Source organism: Bacillus sp. NTK034 (assembly GCF_017303275.1).
GTDB lineage: Bacteria > Bacillota > Bacilli > Bacillales > Cytobacillaceae > Cytobacillus.
This window is the reverse complement of sequence record NZ_JAFKOJ010000005.1, coordinates 356,109-372,406: the sequence shown is the minus strand read 5'-3', so window position 1 is coordinate 372,406 and position 16,298 is coordinate 356,109. Positions and strand designations below refer to the sequence as shown.

The 16,298-nt window shown below is 44.9% G+C and carries 17 protein-coding genes; 15 read left to right on the top strand and 2 right to left on the bottom strand.

The window, feature by feature from the left end; translation table 11 throughout:
• The first annotated feature begins 73 nt into the window (after nt 1-73).
• The 4 genes from noc (at nt 74) to JI665_RS16790 (ending at nt 3,603) form a co-directional block, all read left to right on the top strand.
• Nucleotides 74-955: a nucleoid occlusion protein gene (noc, locus tag JI665_RS16805; RefSeq protein WP_206841023.1), complete on the top strand. Its 882-nt coding sequence runs from the start codon at nt 74-76 to the stop codon at nt 953-955.
• A 214-nt stretch (nt 956-1,169) separates the two neighbouring features.
• Nucleotides 1,170-1,931: a ParA family protein gene (locus JI665_RS16800; RefSeq protein WP_206841021.1), complete on the top strand. Its 762-nt coding sequence runs from the start codon at nt 1,170-1,172 to the stop codon at nt 1,929-1,931.
• Nucleotides 1,924-2,769 (top strand): ParB/RepB/Spo0J family partition protein, encoded by an 846-nt coding sequence (locus JI665_RS16795; RefSeq protein ID WP_206841020.1) that lies wholly within the window; start codon nt 1,924-1,926, stop codon nt 2,767-2,769. Before JI665_RS16800 ends, JI665_RS16795 begins: the two co-directional genes overlap by 8 nt.
• 120 nt (nt 2,770-2,889) lie before the next feature.
• The gene (locus JI665_RS16790) at nt 2,890-3,603 is read left to right on the top strand and encodes a DUF554 domain-containing protein (RefSeq protein WP_206841018.1); all 714 of its coding nucleotides are present in this window, start codon (nt 2,890-2,892) and stop codon (nt 3,601-3,603) included.
• Between the two features lie 327 nt (nt 3,604-3,930).
• Here JI665_RS16790 and yyaC read toward each other — a convergent pair whose 3' ends face one another.
• Nucleotides 3,931-4,560 (bottom strand): spore protease YyaC, encoded by a 630-nt coding sequence (gene yyaC / locus JI665_RS16785; RefSeq protein WP_206841016.1) that lies wholly within the window; start codon nt 4,558-4,560, stop codon nt 3,931-3,933.
• A 569-nt stretch (nt 4,561-5,129) separates the two neighbouring features.
• On the opposite strand from yyaC, the gene JI665_RS16780 reads away from it, so the two are divergent.
• The 4 genes from JI665_RS16780 to ychF all read left to right on the top strand — a co-directional run bounded on the left by JI665_RS16780 (nt 5,130) and on the right by ychF (nt 9,512).
• The gene (locus JI665_RS16780) at nt 5,130-6,020 is read left to right on the top strand and encodes a mechanosensitive ion channel family protein (protein ID WP_206841014.1); all 891 of its coding nucleotides are present in this window, start codon (nt 5,130-5,132) and stop codon (nt 6,018-6,020) included.
• A 2-nt stretch (nt 6,021-6,022) separates the two neighbouring features.
• Nucleotides 6,023-6,220, top strand: a complete 198-nt coding sequence (locus tag JI665_RS16775) for a DUF951 domain-containing protein (RefSeq protein WP_061793278.1) — start codon at nt 6,023-6,025, stop codon at nt 6,218-6,220.
• Nucleotides 6,221-6,247: 27 nt separating this feature from the next.
• Nucleotides 6,248-8,251, top strand: coding sequence for a molybdopterin-dependent oxidoreductase (locus JI665_RS16770; protein ID WP_206841012.1), 2,004 nt, complete (start codon nt 6,248-6,250; stop codon nt 8,249-8,251).
• 160 nt (nt 8,252-8,411) lie between these two features.
• Nucleotides 8,412-9,512 carry a redox-regulated ATPase YchF gene (gene ychF, locus JI665_RS16765; protein ID WP_206841010.1) on the top strand — a complete coding sequence of 367 codons (1,101 nt, stop codon included), beginning with the start codon at nt 8,412-8,414 and terminating at the stop codon, nt 9,510-9,512.
• A gap of 37 nt (nt 9,513-9,549) precedes the next feature.
• Here the strand turns inward: ychF and JI665_RS16760 are convergent, their stop codons facing one another.
• Nucleotides 9,550-9,780, bottom strand: a complete 231-nt coding sequence (locus JI665_RS16760; RefSeq protein ID WP_206841009.1) for a hypothetical protein — start codon at nt 9,778-9,780, stop codon at nt 9,550-9,552.
• Nucleotides 9,781-9,905: 125 nt separating this feature from the next.
• On the opposite strand from JI665_RS16760, the gene rpsF reads away from it, so the two are divergent.
• From rpsF to dnaB, 7 genes are all read left to right on the top strand, one after another.
• Complete coding sequence (rpsF, locus tag JI665_RS16755) at nt 9,906-10,193, top strand: 30S ribosomal protein S6 (protein WP_009332474.1); 288 nt, start codon at nt 9,906-9,908, stop codon at nt 10,191-10,193.
• Nucleotides 10,194-10,230: 37 nt separating this feature from the next.
• The gene (gene ssb / locus JI665_RS16750) at nt 10,231-10,740 is read left to right on the top strand and encodes a single-stranded DNA-binding protein (RefSeq protein ID WP_206841007.1); all 510 of its coding nucleotides are present in this window, start codon (nt 10,231-10,233) and stop codon (nt 10,738-10,740) included.
• Between the two features lie 57 nt (nt 10,741-10,797).
• A complete protein-coding gene (gene rpsR / locus JI665_RS16745; protein ID WP_009332461.1) occupies nt 10,798-11,037 on the top strand; it encodes a 30S ribosomal protein S18 in 240 nt (79 codons plus the stop codon).
• A gap of 237 nt (nt 11,038-11,274) precedes the next feature.
• The gene (locus tag JI665_RS16740) at nt 11,275-12,210 is read left to right on the top strand and encodes a YybS family protein (RefSeq protein ID WP_206841005.1); all 936 of its coding nucleotides are present in this window, start codon (nt 11,275-11,277) and stop codon (nt 12,208-12,210) included.
• A 31-nt stretch (nt 12,211-12,241) separates the two neighbouring features.
• On the top strand, nt 12,242-14,215 hold the full coding sequence (locus JI665_RS16735) for a DHH family phosphoesterase (protein WP_206841003.1): 1,974 nt from the start codon (nt 12,242-12,244) through the stop codon (nt 14,213-14,215).
• Entirely contained in the window at nt 14,212-14,658 is a 447-nt protein-coding gene (gene rplI / locus JI665_RS16730; RefSeq protein ID WP_206841001.1) for a 50S ribosomal protein L9, read from the top strand. Before JI665_RS16735 ends, rplI begins: the two co-directional genes overlap by 4 nt.
• Before the next feature lie 238 nt (nt 14,659-14,896).
• Nucleotides 14,897-16,261 carry a replicative DNA helicase gene (dnaB, locus tag JI665_RS16725; RefSeq protein ID WP_206840999.1) on the top strand — a complete coding sequence of 455 codons (1,365 nt, stop codon included), beginning with the start codon at nt 14,897-14,899 and terminating at the stop codon, nt 16,259-16,261.
• Nucleotides 16,262-16,298 lie beyond the last annotated feature (37 nt).

The window sequence follows — 16,298 nt, the reverse complement described above, 5'->3', positions numbered from 1 at the left end:
CTCCTGTCCGGCAGGATTTGTCATGATGATAGAGAATATGTTATAGGGAGTTTCGTAAAGGTGGTGCAGGGTGATGAAGCATTCTTTCTCACGCTTTTTTGGCCTAGGCGAAAAGGGAGAACAAGTTACAGCGGAAAAACCAGCAGAAGAACAATTGGATATTGAAGACTTAAGCGAAAGAGAAGAAGTTAAGAAGATACCTATTGATCGAATCGTCCCCAACCGTTTTCAGCCAAGAACGGTGTTTGATGATGAGAAGATAGAAGAGCTTTCTCGGACCATCCATACGCATGGAATCATCCAGCCGATTGTCGTAAGGGAATTTGAGGATGGCCAGTTTGAAATCATAGCAGGTGAACGCAGATACCGGGCCATGAAAAAACTGGGCTGGGAAGAAGCTCCGGCTATCGTAAAAAATCTAAGTGATACGGAAACGGCTTCAGTGGCTTTAATTGAAAACCTTCAAAGGGAAGAACTGTCTCCGATTGAAGAAGCTGTTGCCTACGGAAAGCTTTTAGAACTGCATAATCTGACACAGGAAGCATTGGCACAGCGCCTTGGAAAAGGCCAGTCAACCGTTGCAAATAAGCTTCGGCTGCTGAAATTGCCGCAGCCTGTCCAGGATGCATTATTAAACAAATCGATCACAGAGCGGCATGCCCGTTCGCTAATCCCGCTGAAAGACCCTGAAAAGCAGGTCGCCCTGCTGCAGGAGATTGTGGAAAAGAATCTGAATGTGAAGCAGACAGAAGACAGGGTTGTCAAAATTCTCGAACAGAAAAATCCAAAGCCGAAGCCGAAGCGCAAAGCATTCAGCAAGGATATGAGAATTGCGGTTAATACGATCCGCCAATCTTTATCCATGGTTTCTGACAGCGGAATTAATCTTGATTCGGAAGAAGAAGAATTTGATGAATTTTATCAAATCACGATTAAGATTCCTAAAAAGAAATAATTTTTTACGCGAAAGATAAAGCGGGGGCATTCCCTGTTTTGTTTTTCGCGTTTTTTTGAAGGAACGATAAAAAGACTATTAGAATCTTCTTATTTTTTACAAAAAAATTATTCTGCCCTGTTTTTCATGATAAAATAGACTACGTGATTTAACGATTCTAATAAATTTGCAGATAAATAGATTGTAATACTGATAGATGAAAGCAGGTGACACCGTGGGCAAGATTTTAGCCGTTGCGAACCAGAAAGGCGGAGTCGGAAAAACGACCACTTCTGTCAATCTTGGCGCATGCCTGGCATACATAGGGAAGAAAGTGCTGCTGGTCGACATTGATCCGCAGGGTAACGCAACAAGCGGAATCGGCATCGAAAAAGCAGATGTCGATCATTGCATCTATGACGTTCTCGTTGATGATGTGGAAGCATCAAAGGTTATAAAGCCAACTTCTGTAGAGAATTTATACGCTATCCCGGCAACCATTCAGCTGGCAGGCGCAGAAATTGAACTGGTGCCGACCATCTCACGGGAAGTAAGATTAAAGAGGGCTCTGGAAGAAGTGAAGGCAAATTTTGATTATGTTATTATTGACTGTCCTCCTTCCCTTGGATTACTGACCATTAACTCGCTGACTGCTTCAGATGCCGTCATCATACCAGTGCAATGTGAGTACTATGCGCTTGAGGGTCTGAGTCAGCTTCTGAATACGGTCCGCCTTGTGCAGAAGCATCTGAATCATGATTTGAAAATTGAAGGCGTTCTGCTGACGATGCTTGATGCCCGTACAAATCTTGGCATTCAGGTCATTGAAGAAGTGAAAAAATATTTTCAGGATAAAGTATATAAAACAATCATTCCCCGCAATGTACGGCTGGGAGAAGCTCCGAGCCATGGAGAACCTATCATTACTTATGATCCGAAGTCACGCGGAGCTGAAGTATATTTAGAACTGGCAAAGGAAGTGGTTTCAAATGGCTAAAGGTTTAGGAAAAGGTCTGAATGCTTTTTTCAATAATATTGAAACCGAAAAAGAAGAAACTGTGCAGGAAGTCAAAATAAAGGACATCCGTCCCAACCCTTATCAGCCGCGCAAAGTGTTTGAAAAGGAAGCCATCGAGGAATTGAAGCAGTCCATCCTTGAACACGGAATTCTGCAGCCGATAATCGTCCGCAAAAGCATCAAGGGCTATGAGATTGTAGTTGGGGAGCGCCGCTACCGGGCAGCAAAAGAAGCGAATCTTGAGAGAGTTCCTGTAGTCGTTCGGGAATTAACCGAACAGCAGATGATGGAGCTCGCTGTTCTTGAAAATCTGCAGCGTGAAGACTTAACTCCCATTGAAGAAGCGGCTGCATACCAGCTGTTAATGGAGAAGCTTAAGGTGACACAAGAGGAGCTGGCCAAGCGCCTTGGAAAAAGCAGGCCGCATATTGCGAACCATATCAGGCTCCTGTCCCTTCCTCCAAAAATCCAAGGGCTGATCTCGGAAGGCAAAATCTCCATGGGCCATGGCAGAGCACTATTGGGTCTGCGAAAAAAAGAGAAGCTGCAGGCGCTCGTTGAAAAAACAGTTAAAGACGGCTTAAATGTCCGTCAGCTTGAACAGCTGATTCAGCAGCTGAATGATGTTTCACGTGAAACGAAAAAGCAAAATGCACCAAAAGATATTTTTATTAAGGAACGCGAATCCTCTCTCAGAGAAAGATTCGGAACCACCGTCCATATTAAACAGTCCAAAAACAAGGGGAAAATAGAGATTGAATTTTTCTCAAAAGAAGATTTGGAACGCATTATGGAACTTTTAGAAACCAATTCGTAAGCCATCTTAATGATGGTTTATTTTTTTACAGGATTCAATAAAAAAAGATTGTAGGTCAGTACCTTTCGTGGTAATTTTAATAGAAAATAATTCGCATTGCGAAATAATAAGGTGAAGAATATGTTTTTGCTAGGTACGCTTGTGAATGGATTATTGATTATTATTGGAACACTGCTTGGGAAATTGCTCCATCGCATTCCTGAAAGCATGAAGGGCACGGTGATGCATGCGATCGGCCTGGCTGTAATGGTGCTCGGCCTGCAAATGGGCTTGAAGAGCGAGAATTTCCTGGTTGTGATTTTAAGCCTTGTTTTCGGGGCGGTTATTGGGGAATCCTTAGCTCTCGAAGATAAGCTGAACCAACTTGGCGATTGGCTCGAAAGAAAAATCGGCTCAAAAGGCCAGGGAAGCATTTCCCAGGGCTTCGTAACGGCTACGCTTATCTTTGTCATTGGCGCTATGGCCATTATCGGCGCGCTCGACAGCGGCATCCGCGGCGATCACTCGGTTCTTTATACCAAATCGATTATTGACGGCTTCACCTCCCTCATCTTGACGACTACATTAGGGATTGGTGTACTCTTTTCAGCTTTTCCAGTCATGCTTTATGAAGGGCTTATTGCCCTTTTTGCCACCCAGATCGACCGGTTTGTCCCCCAGCTTCTTATGGACAGCTTTATTAAGGAAATGACCGCGACAGGCGGAATCATGATCTTTGCGATTGGTCTGAATCTGACAGGAATTACAAAGATCAGAGTTGCGAACCTGCTTCCTGGAATTGTGGTTACGGGGATTATTGTGTCGGTTGTTTATTTTTATGGGATTTATTTTTAGGGATGGGGATTTAATTGTTAGTGCGGTGGTGTGAAGCATGTGCACCGGAATTTATTGTGCTTTCGGCGCCTGTCAAAACCTCTGGGTGCAGCGCATAAACTAATGGAATTGACGCAAAAGCCGGCTGCAGCAGCGCATAAAATAGGAATAACAGCGCGAAAAGATGTGAGAACGGCGCATAAATCGGGTGAGCGCGCAAAAGTATAATCAGATAGCGCATAAACTAACCAAATCAGCGCAAAAAGATGTGCCAACAGAGCAATCCCCTCCCCTCCCCCAGCTAACCAAAAAAGCCGCAGGCCGATTTCCCCTGCGGCTTCCTATTCATTAAGGTGTTTGTTCACGGTTCAGTTCCCACTTGAATGCAGGCCATGCTGGCGCTGTCTGGTGGGTCAGGCTTGCTTCATAGATGCCCCCTGCGATGGTTTTGGCCATTTTCAGGACGAGGTTGAGCCTTGTGTTCTGGAGGACGAAGAATTCCATAAATCCGCTGACGTTGACGATGCCGGTTATGTGCATGTCTCCTACTTCCGGCAGGTCTTTATTAACTCCGGCGCCAGGCTTGACAGGGCCTTCTCCGATTTGAATGACTCCGACGCTTTTTAAGCGCCCCAGGCAGGCGTCGATCCCGATGATAAAGGGATTAAAATGTTTCTTTTTAATTTCATTCAGTTTTTCTTCCAGGTTTACGGCATGGATTGGGTCCTCCAGTGTTCCGTATACATGGAAAGATGAAATGGATTTTTCCTCGAGGAGTGTGCCTACCAGCGGACCTAATGAATCGCCTGTAGAGCGGTCTGTGCCAATGCAGACAAAAACGATGGGACGGCAGCTGATGCCCGCAGGCAGAATATTCTTCAGTTCAGCAGCCAATTTTTCAGCAGAGTTTGTTTCTTCATGCGAGATTCTGGCAGAAGCCCCGCCTTTTTTGTCAAACAAGTTCGGTTTGAAGTTCATATAGGTCCACTCCCTCTTTATTCCTTGCCATGCCCGAAAAACAAGTATTTATACGTTTTTAACAGTATACGGAATTTTTGTGTAATCTATACATACCTGTATTATTTAATCGTTAAACAATCGGGTTTTTAACTGTTAAGCCATGAGAAAAATTGATAAAATAATTTTGTTTTACAGAGGGGTTCGCACTGAGGGGCAAGATGCAGTATAATTTCATACAAGTTAAAGGCTTGAAATTTTGAACGTGATTACTGTCTAACTCCAGGCGCCATCGGCTCTCGGGTCTAAACTTGTCTAGTTTCGGCTCCTGGGGACTCGAGGTCATAAGCCGTTCCTGGGCAGTCACCTCAACATTTCTTTCAATCCGTCCAAAAGGTTAAAGAACAACCTTTCAGCCGGCTCGCCTTATGCTTGAGGCCCACAGGACAAGTAAGGCTTCGTCAGCCTAAACATCGCACGACCGAAAATGACAGCTTTTGGGAGGACGTGGCGTTTTTAGTCTGCGTGCCTTCATTTAGCGGGCGCTTTCCGCTTTTCTATATTTTCACTAATTTAAAGCAGGTGAAACCATGAGTCCTATTGAAAAAATGACAAACGGTATGATAGATAAGATTTCGAATGAAGAAACGTGGATAACCATTGGGGAAGGCATCTTTAAAGTTATAGCGATTCTGATCGTGACGAGCATTCTGATCAGGATCGGCAAGCTGGCCATCCGTAATATTTTTAAAGTTAGGACGCCGTCAAGGCTCCGAATCTCAGAGCGCAGGGAAGCCACCCTTCTGAAGCTGCTGGAGAATATGCTCACATACGTGGCGTTTTTCGTTGCGGCGATCATGATATTATCGGTGCTGACAATTGATGTAAAAGCTCTTTTGGCCGGTGCCGGAATCGTAGGATTGGCTGTTGGGTTTGGGGCACAAAGTCTTGTAAAGGACATTATCACCGGATTTTTTATCATTTTTGAAGATCAGTTTTCGGTTGGGGATTATATCCGGATTGATCAATTTGAAGGAACGGTAGAAGAAATCGGATTGAGGACGACAAAGATAAAAAACTGGACAGGTGAAGTTCATATCCTTCCGAACGGAAGCATTATGCAGGTGACCAATTTTTCATTAAATAATAGTGTGGCTTTTGTGGATGTCAGCATTGCGTATGAAGGCGATATTGTAAAGGTTGAACAGGTCCTTCAGGAATTATTCGAAAAGCTCCCGGAAAAATATGAGGATATGGTTAAGCCGCCGGAAATTCTGGGCATCCAAAATATGGCGGCAGCTGATGTGATGCTGCGTGTAGTTTCAGAAACACTGCCAATGAGGCACTTTTATATTGCGCGCCAGCTGCGGAAGGAAATTAAGCTTTGTTTAGATGCGCATGGCATTGAAATTCCGTTCCCGCGACTTGTAATGTACACACGGAATGAACAGGATAACCCAAAACTGAATGCGGAGGGATAAACATGGAGCAAAAAGAATTTGATTTACATGATGTGGTGGAAATGAAAAAGCCACACCCATGCGGGGTTAACAAGTGGAAAATCATCCGGATGGGAGCAGATATCCGCATTAAGTGCGAAGGCTGCGGACACAGCGTAATGATCCCAAGAAGGGAATTCGCCCGCAAAATGAAGAAAATTCTTGTTAAGCATGAGGAATAAGAGACAAACTGCAGGGAGATGAGGTTCGTGGCACAAACGTTCAAGTCAGCCTGTCCCCTAAACTGCTGGGACAGCTGCGGCTTTCATGTAACAGTTGAAGACGGTAAGGTGACCAAGGTAGATGGCGATCAGAACCATCCAATAACAAAGGGGAAAATTTGCGGCCGCGGCAGAATGCTTGAAAGCAGGACCAATTCTCCGGAACGCCTCCTTCATCCGCTGAAGAAAGTGGATGGAGAATTTGTGCAAATTTCATGGGAGCAGGCTTTGCACGATATTTCCCTGAAAATGAAAGAGATAAAAGAAACGGCTGGCACCACTTCGGTCCTGCACAGCCATGACTATGCCAATGGAGGCTTGCTGACGAACCTGGATCAGCGCTTTTTTAACTGCTATGGCGGAGTGACTGAGCTGACGGGATCCATCTGCTGGGGAGCCGGCATTGAGGCCCAGAGCTGGGATTTCGGAGATGCGTATAGCCACGGGCCTGAAGATATTTTAAACAGCAGACATATTGTTGTCTGGGGTAGAAATGTCGCGCGCACCAATATGCACCTGTATCAAAAGCTGCAGGAGGCAAAGAAACAAGGTGCCAAGCTGTATGTAATTGATCCGATTTTTAATGCGACGGCCAAAATGGCGGACCGCTATTTTTCCATTAAGCCGGGGATGGATGGCTGGCTTGCGGCCGGCATCATGAAGGAAATGCTCCGTCTGGGCTTAGAAGATAGAAGTTTCATAGATAAATATTCTATTGGTTTTGAAGATCTGAATGAACTGCTGAGCAGTGTGACACTCGAGGAAGTGGCAGAGAAAACGGAAGTGCCTCAAGAGGTGATGACTGAGCTTGCGATGGTGTATGGGGACCGCCCTGTTTCCACTTTCTTTGGACTTGGCATGCAGCGCTATGAAAACGGCGGGAACACGATCCGGCTGATGGATGCTTTAATTGCCGTGAGCGGAAATATCGGCATTCCGGGCGGAGGCGCAAACTATGCCAACAGGCAGGTTGGGCAAAGCTTTGATGGGGCAGCCCTCACCCTCCCTGAACGGAAAACGGCTTTCAGGCAATTTACGATGATGCGTCAGGCAGAGGGGATTTTAACAGCAAAAGACCCTGAGATTAACATGATCTTCGTCACGTGTGGAAACCCTTTAACTCAGGTACCTGACTCATCTAGGGTACGCGAGGCTTTTGCATCTGTTGAGACTGTCGTTGTGTTAGAGCAGTTTATGACAGATACCGCCAAAATGGCTGATTTTGTGCTTCCGGTTGCCACAGTCTTTGAACAGGAAGATGTCTATTACTCTTCCATGTACCATCACTTTGTCAATCATGGTCCGAAACTGGTTGAACCGCCAGGTGAAGCAAAGACTGATTTATGGGTTTGGACTGAGCTTTCTAAGCGTCTCGGATTCGGAGCCGATTTTGATTTTACACGAGAAGAGTTTATCAGCATGGGCCTCGGTTCGCTTAAAGAGAATGGGATCACATTGGATAGCTTAAGGAATTCCCACCATAAAGAGCTCCCGGTTGATACGGTGCCCTGGGCAGACCGGCAGTTCAAAACGCCAAGCGGCAAGTATGAATTCACCTCTGCTGCGGCGTTCCGAAAGGGTTCCGAAAGCAGGCTGACACTCGCTCTTCCCCGGGAAACAAAATGGACGGACAAAGAGCGTGCCAAGCAGTTTCCTTTTACATTGCTGACGATTCATCCGCTTCGCTCCAATCATTCGCAGCATTATCACCTTTTGAAGCCAGAGCCAAAGGCAAAGGTGGAAATTGCCGACAATATTGCTGATAAGCTTGGCCTGCAGGAAAACGATTATGTCAAAGTGTGGAATGACCGCGGGGAAATGAAAGGCTTTGTCCATATTATGAAAAAAGCCCATCCGGATACCATCAATATTGATGAAGGCATCTGGGCAAAATTCGGCGGTTCCGTTAATAATCTTACTTCCAGCCTCGAATCGGACAATGGCCTTGGAAGCACATTGTATGACTGCCTTGTGAATATAGCGAAGGTTTAATAGCGGTGACAGGCACCTATACCAGTCAGGCAAAGTGGTATGGGTGCCTGTCACCTTTTCTTTACATTTCTCCGGCAACTATCTATAATTGTTAGAGGCTTGTTTAAATGAGAAACAATCGTATTTTTAATAGATGAAATAATGTTGAGGAGTGACTTGGATGGCTTTAACAGCTGGTATTGTAGGTTTGCCGAATGTCGGAAAGTCTACGTTGTTTAATGCAATTACCCAGGCAGGAGCGGAGTCTGCGAACTATCCGTTCTGTACAATTGATCCGAATGTGGGAATTGTTGAAGTGCCTGACCACCGTCTGAATAAATTAACTGAATTGGTTCAGCCGAAAAAGACTGTGCCAACGGCTTTCGAATTTACGGATATTGCCGGCATCGTAAAGGGTGCGAGCAAAGGGGAAGGTCTTGGGAATAAATTCCTGTCCTATATTCGTGAAGTAGATGCTATCTGCCAGGTTGTCCGCTGTTTTGCGGATGACAATATTACACACGTTGCAGGGAAAGTGGATCCAATCGATGATATAGAAGTCATCAATTTGGAATTGATTTTGGCTGATCTTGAATCAGTTGAAAAGCGAATTGGCCGCGTGAGCAAGCTGGCAAAGCAGAAAGATAAAGATTCTGTGTTTGAGCTGGAAATTCTGGAAAAATTAAAAGAAGCGTTTGAAGCAGACAAACCGGCGCGTACGGTTGAGTTTACTGAGGAACAGATGAAGCTTGTAAAAGGTCTACATCTGCTGACAATTAAACCTGTTCTTTACGTTGCGAACGTAAGCGAAGATGATGTAGCAGATCCTTCATCAAACGAATATGTACAGCAGGTTAAAGAATTTGCTGCAAAGGATAATGCGGAAGTCATTGTAATCTGTGCAAAAATTGAATCTGAAATTGCTGAGCTTGATGGGGAAGAAAAAGAAATGTTTCTTCAGGAGCTTGGCATCGAAGAATCCGGTCTTGATCAGCTGATTAGAGCAGCCTACAACCTGCTTGGATTGGCAACATACTTCACTGCCGGCGTACAGGAAGTCCGCGCCTGGACATTCCGCAAAGGCATGAAGGCTCCACAGTGTGCGGGAGTTATTCACTCAGACTTTGAAAAAGGCTTCATCCGTGCAGAAACGGTTTCCTATGACGACCTTGTTGCTGCAGGCAACATGACAGCTGCCAAAGAAGCAGGAAAAGTCCGCCTCGAAGGAAAAGAATATATTGTTAAAGACGGAGATGTCATGCACTTCCGCTTTAACGTTTAATTTGCTGAGAACCTCTATATTAGGGGTTCTTATTTTTCTATGCCCACAGTATGATGTTGATTTCAAGCGAAGTGACCGATATATGGAAAAAGTGACCGATAACCCAGGGGATTTGACCGATATCATGCGGAAAGTGTCCGATAAACATGAAATCTGACCGATAAACAGGTGAAAGTGACCGATAAAGCAGTCGGTCATCTCTGCTGCAGCGAAATCGATTTTCAAAATTAAAGTTCGAAAAGAAATCCTCTCTCAAATAAACTTCCATCTAGCAATTAACTCCAGTGTTATTGCTTTTGCATAATTAATGTGCTATAATTTCAACTTGTGAGTAATGAATATATTGCTCCTTGCCCTTTTGAAGGGCCGTTAGACCAAAAGGAGGTGAAAGTGATGAGAAAGTACGAAGTTATGTACATCATCCGCCCAAACATTGAAGATGAGGCTAAAAAAGCCCTAGTTGAGCGTTTCAACACAATCTTAACTGACAATGGTGCGGAGGTTTCTGAATCAAAGGATTGGGGTAAGCGTCGCCTTGCATACGAAATCAATGATTTCCGCGACGGCTACTACCAGCTAATGAACGTTAATGCTGAAGCAAAAGCAGTTGACGAGTTCACTCGTTTAGCTAAAATCAGCGAAGACATCATCCGTTACATCGTTGTTAAAGACGAAAAATAATAGATAAAGCCATTTTTACCGAGAGGAGTTGATTCTGATGATGAACCGTGTTGTTCTTGTCGGACGTTTGACAAAGGATCCTGATTTGCGGTATACCCCGAACGGAGTTCCTGTCGCTTCATTCACTCTTGCCGTGAATCGTACTTTTACGAATCAGCAAGGTGAGCGGGAGGCAGACTTTATCAACTGTGTGGTATGGAGAAAGCCAGCTGAAAACGTAGCGAACTTCCTTAAAAAAGGAAGTCTTGCAGGTGTAGATGGCCGGATTCAGTCCCGCAGCTATGAAGGCCAGGATGGAAAGCGTGTTTACGTGACAGAAGTCCAGGCTGAGAGTGTGCAATTCCTTGAGCCGAAGAATAATTCTGGCGGCCAGGGCGGCAACCCGAACTACGGCGGTCCAAGAGATCAGGATTTCCCATTTGGAAATAACAGCAATCAGAATCAACGCCAGGATAATCGTAATCAGGGCGGCTATACTCGCGTGGATCAGGACCCATTCGCAAATGACGGCCAAATCGACATTTCCGATGACGACCTGCCATTCTAATAGTGCCTGATTATGAACGGAAATATATAATCATAAAGCTAAAGGAGGTAACTGACCATGGCTGGAGGACGCAGAGGAGGACGTGCTAAACGTCGTAAGGTTTGCTTTTTCACTGCAAACGGAATCACTCACATCGACTACAAAGATGTGGATCTTCTTAAAAAATTCATCTCTGAGCGCGGTAAGATTTTACCACGTCGTGTAACTGGCACTAACGCTAAATACCAACGTAAATTAACGATTGCTATTAAGCGTGCGCGCCAAATGGCATTACTGCCATACGTTTCAGGTGAATAATTAATATGAAAAGACGCTGGTATCCGGCGTCTTTTTTATTATGCCTTCTTCTTTAATACGGGATTGTGTTAAAAGCTTGATGAAAAAGCCGGCATTCCCTCTTCCAAAATCGCGAAGGTTGAACCTGCATTTAATACTAGCTACAATAGACCTTATGAGTTGTCTTATTTGGATTGGTTCAAAAAGCAGGGAAAATGCTTTCCCCCTTTTTGGATACACAGTTTGAGGGGTGTATCAATGAATAATGTACATAAATTAACAGAGGGTGCAGTGCTTCTGGCTGTTTTTGCCGTGCTTCTTCTGATTTCGCTCTACGTGCCGTTTCTCGGTACCGTTTCGGTTTTCTTCCTGGCTCTTCCGTTTATTATGTTTGCGGCAAAAAATAACCGGATGTATGCGATCGTATTTCTGACTGGAGGCATCCTGCTTTCTCTGATTATCGGTTCGTTTATGGCGCTGCCGCTTGTGCTGACATTTGGACTGACCGGGACAGTAATCGGCATTTTTATAAGTGAAAACAAAGGACGGCTGTCTTCCTTTATTGCGGGCACCCTGGTATTCCTTGCAGCGCTGCTAATCCTGTATGCGGCGGCAGTTGCTCTTTTTAATGTGAATATTATTCAAGAAGGCATCAATATGATGGAGGAGTCCATCCAAATTTCAGAAGGAGTGCTTGAAGGCTTTGGCCAGAATGCGGATAAAGCAGTCGAGCAATTTACTGAAGGCCTGAAAATGATTGAGACGCTGACGCCAAGTTTATTTGTCATGACATCGGTCATTTCCGTTTTTGTCATCCAGCTTGTCTCCTTTCCGATTGTCAAAAGATTCGGTATTAAAGTTGAAGGCTGGAAGCCATTCAGGGAAATGAGCCTGCCGAAAAGCATATTATGGTACTATCTCATTACCATTATAGCTTCTTTTCTTTTTAATCCGTCAGAAGGCAGCTACTGGTTTATGGCGCTTGTAAATATTGCTTTCATTCTGCAGATTTTCATGGTCATTCAAGGACTGTCCCTGATTTTCTTTTTCAGTCATTTAAAGGGGTGGCCGAAAGCTGTGCCGGTCCTTGCAGCCGTATTTACATTTCTTATGCCATTTCTCCTTTATATTGTGAGGATATTAGGTATAATTGACTTAGGATTCGATTTAAGGCAAAGATTAGGAAAAAAGTGATAAACAACACTACTGTTTAGGAGCTGAAAACATGCCTTCGTATTTAGAAAAGCGGTCCATACGCTATCCGATTTTTGGATTGATGGGCATAACAGTGGTGCTTCTTGGTATATTGGCGTACTACAATTGGCTATTTGCTCTTATTGGGCTGCTTCTGGCCGTCCTTCCTTTCTACTATCTTTTTCAGCTGATTCAGAAGCATCGAAAGGAGACGGAAGAATATATCTCGACCCTTTCCTACAGGGTGAAAAAGGTCGGCGAAGAAGCTCTGATGGAAATGCCGATCGGGATCATGCTCATTAATGATGATTATTACATTGAATGGACCAATCCCTTTTTAGCATCCTGCTTCGATGAAGATACGCTAGTCGGAAGATCGCTTTATGATGTCGCGGATTCGCTTGTTCCACTGATCAAACAGGAAGTGGAAACTGAAATCATTACCCTTCACGACCGCAAATTCCGGGTGATTCATAAACCGGAAGAGCGCCTATTATACTTTTTTGATGTCACGGAACAGACAGAAATTGAAAAAATGTATCAGGAAGAACGGACGGTTATCGCTATTATTTTCCTTGATAATTATGATGAACTGACTCAGGGGATGGATGACCAGACAAAAAGCAGCCTCAATAGCCTGGTGACCCAGATATTGAATAAATGGGCACAGGACAATGGGGTATTCTTGAAGCGGGTATCCTCTGAGCGGTTTATCGCTGTATTTAATGAACATATACTGCAGCTTCTGGAAAAAGGCAAGTTCACGATTCTCGATGATGTCCGGGAAACCACCTCAAAGCAAAACGTTCCATTAACATTAAGCGTGGGCGTCGGAACAGGGGTTTCTTCTCTTCCTGAGCTCGGTTCACTGGCTCAGTCCAGCTTAGATCTGGCATTAGGCCGCGGCGGAGACCAGGTGGCCATCAAACAGACGAACGGAAAGGTTAAATTCTTCGGGGGAAAAACCAATCCTGTTGAAAAAAGAACACGGGTCCGTGCACGTGTGATTTCCCATGCACTGAAGGAATTGATATCCGAAAGCGATAAAGTGATTATCATGGGCCATAAAAGCCCGGATATGGATGCGATTGGAGCTGCGATCGGCATTCAGAAAGTGGCGCGCCTGAATCAGCGTGAAGGCTATGTAGTTGTAAATTTCAATGAACTGGATACAGGCGTCAGAAGAATGATGAAGGAAATTGAAAGGAACGAAGAGCTCTTTTCTAAATTCATCACTCCTGAACAGGCGATGGAAATTGCAACAGACGATACCCTGCTTGTGGTCGTTGACACCCACAAGCCATCCATGGTGATTGAGGAAAAGCTGCTTCATAAAATTGAACATGTTGTCGTCATCGACCATCACCGCCGCGCTGAAGAATTCATCCATAATCCTCTTCTGGTTTATATGGAGCCATACGCCTCTTCCACAGCAGAACTGGTAACAGAGCTTCTGGAGTATCAGCCGAAAAACGGCCGAATCGAAATGCTGGAAGCAACAGCCCTGCTTGCCGGGATTATTGTAGATACGAAGAGTTTTTCACTGCGGACAGGGTCCAGGACGTTTGATGCGGCTTCCTATCTGCGCGGACAGGGTGCAGATACCGTGCTCGTCCAAAAGTTCTTAAAAGAGGATGTAGATACCTACATCAAGCGGGCTAAGCTGATTGAAACCGTTCAATTCTACAGAGAAGGTATTGCGATTGCAAAGGGACAGCCAGATCAAATATTTGACCAGGTGCTGATTGCCCAGACAGCGGATACCCTGCTGACGATGGATGGTGTGGTTGCTTCATTTGTCATTTCAAACCGCTCTGAAAACATGATAGGGGTCAGCGCACGTTCCCTCGGGGATATCAATGTCCAGGTGATCATGGAAAACCTTGAAGGCGGCGGACACTTAACTAACGCTGCCACACAGCTTCACGATGCAACACTTGATGATGTTGAGGTCCGTTTAAAAGAGGCTATAGATGAATACTTTGAAGGGAGAAAAAAAGAATGAAAGTAATCTTTTTAAAAGACGTTAAAGGCAAAGGCAAAAAAGGTGAAGTGAAAAATGTAGCAGATGGCTATGCACATAACTTTTTAATCAAGCAAGGGCTTGCTGTCGAAGCAAACCAATCGAGTATCAGCAGCCTGAATGCTCAAAAGAAGAAAGAAGAAAAGCTTGCTGCTGAAGAGCTTGCTGATGCAAAAAAACTGAAAGAAACACTTGAAAAGCTGACAGTTGAATTTAATGCGAAATCAGGTGAAGGCGGCCGCCTTTTCGGCTCCATTACCAGCAAGCAAATTGCAGAAGAGCTTCAAAAGAAGCACAGCATTAAAATCGACAAGCGTAAAATCGAAATGGAAGACGCGATCCGCACGCTCGGGTACACTAAGGTTCCAGTCAAGCTTCATACTGAAGTAACGGCAACATTAAACGTACATGTAAAAGAAGCATAAAATGAAACTTCAATGAATGCGATAAACTAATATTGGAAGTGGCTTTTGCCGATAAACATGTTAAAATAAAAGGGTTGATTAAAAATGTGATCAGTTTCGGCTGGTCACATTTTTTAAAGGGAAATTTAGAGATTTTTATATAGATATAGTGTTACTTTATGCTTTTTAAGCGCATGAACAAACGATTTGGCTTGTTCTGACAGGCGCTTGCGCATTTCTTATTAGGAGGTTTGAACAGATGAGTGATTTATTTGCGGATCGGCTCCCGCCTCAAAATATTGAAGCGGAACAGGCAGTGCTTGGGGCAATCTTTCTTGAACCCTCCTCTCTTACACAAGCATCAGAGATCTTGATACCAGAAGACTTCTACCGTGCGGCACACCAGAAGATTTTCAATGTGATGCTGAAGCTGAGCGACCAGGGAAAAGCGGTCGACTTAGTGACCGTTACAGAAGAGCTCAGTGCGTCAAAACTGCTGGAGGATACCGGAGGGGTTAGCTATTTAAGTGAACTGGCCGGTTCTGTTCCAACAGCAGCGAATATCGAGTACTATGCAAAGATCGTTGAAGAAAAGTCATTGCTTCGCAGGCTGATCCGGACGGCGACGGGCATTGCCCAGGATGGCTATACACGTGAGGATGAAGTAGAAGTTCTGCTGGGAGAGGCTGAGAAAAATATCATGGAGGTCGCACAGCGCAAAAACGCCGGTGCCTTTCATAATATTAAGGATGTTCTGGTCCGGACCTACGATAATATCGAGGAAATGCATAACCGTAAAGGAGATATTACTGGGATTGCGACTGGTTTTGCCGAGCTGGACCGCATGACTGCCGGCTTCCAGCGAAATGACCTCATCATTGTCGGTGCCCGCCCTTCCGTAGGTAAAACAGCCTTCGCCCTGAATATCGCGCAAAATGTGGCAACAAAAACCGGGGAAAACGTTGCGATCTTCAGTCTTGAGATGGGTGCCGAACAGCTTGTCATGCGTATTCTTTGTGCAGAAGGAAATATAGATGCTCAAAGGCTTCGTACCGGCTCCCTGACAGATGAGGACTGGGGAAAGCTGACCATGGCAATGGGAAGCCTATCAAATGCAGGGATTTTTATTGATGATACTCCTGGTGTCAGAATAACAGATATTCGCTCTAAGTGCCGCCGGTTAAAGCAGGAGCATGGGCTTGGCATGATTCTGATCGACTACCTGCAATTAATCCTGGGAAGCGGCCGTTCGGGCGAAAACCGCCAGCAGGAGGTTTCTGAAATCTCACGTTCCCTTAAGCAATTGGCCCGTGAACTTCAGGTCCCTGTTATCGCACTGTCCCAGCTTTCACGTGGTGTGGAACAGCGGCAGGATAAGCGCCCGATGATGTCTGATATCCGTGAATCGGGAAGTATCGAGCAGGATGCCGATATCGTGGCATTCCTATACCGTGATGACTACTATGACAAAGAATCCGAAGATAAAAACATCATCGAAATCATTATCGCCAAGCAGCGTAACGGCCCGGTTGGAACCGTTCAGCTGGCTTTTGTAAAAGAGTATAATAAATTCGTAAACTTAGAGAAACGATTTGATGATTCATTTGCGCCGCCTGGTGCATAAAGAGGGCCTGCATTTTGCATGTCCTCTTTTTTATTGT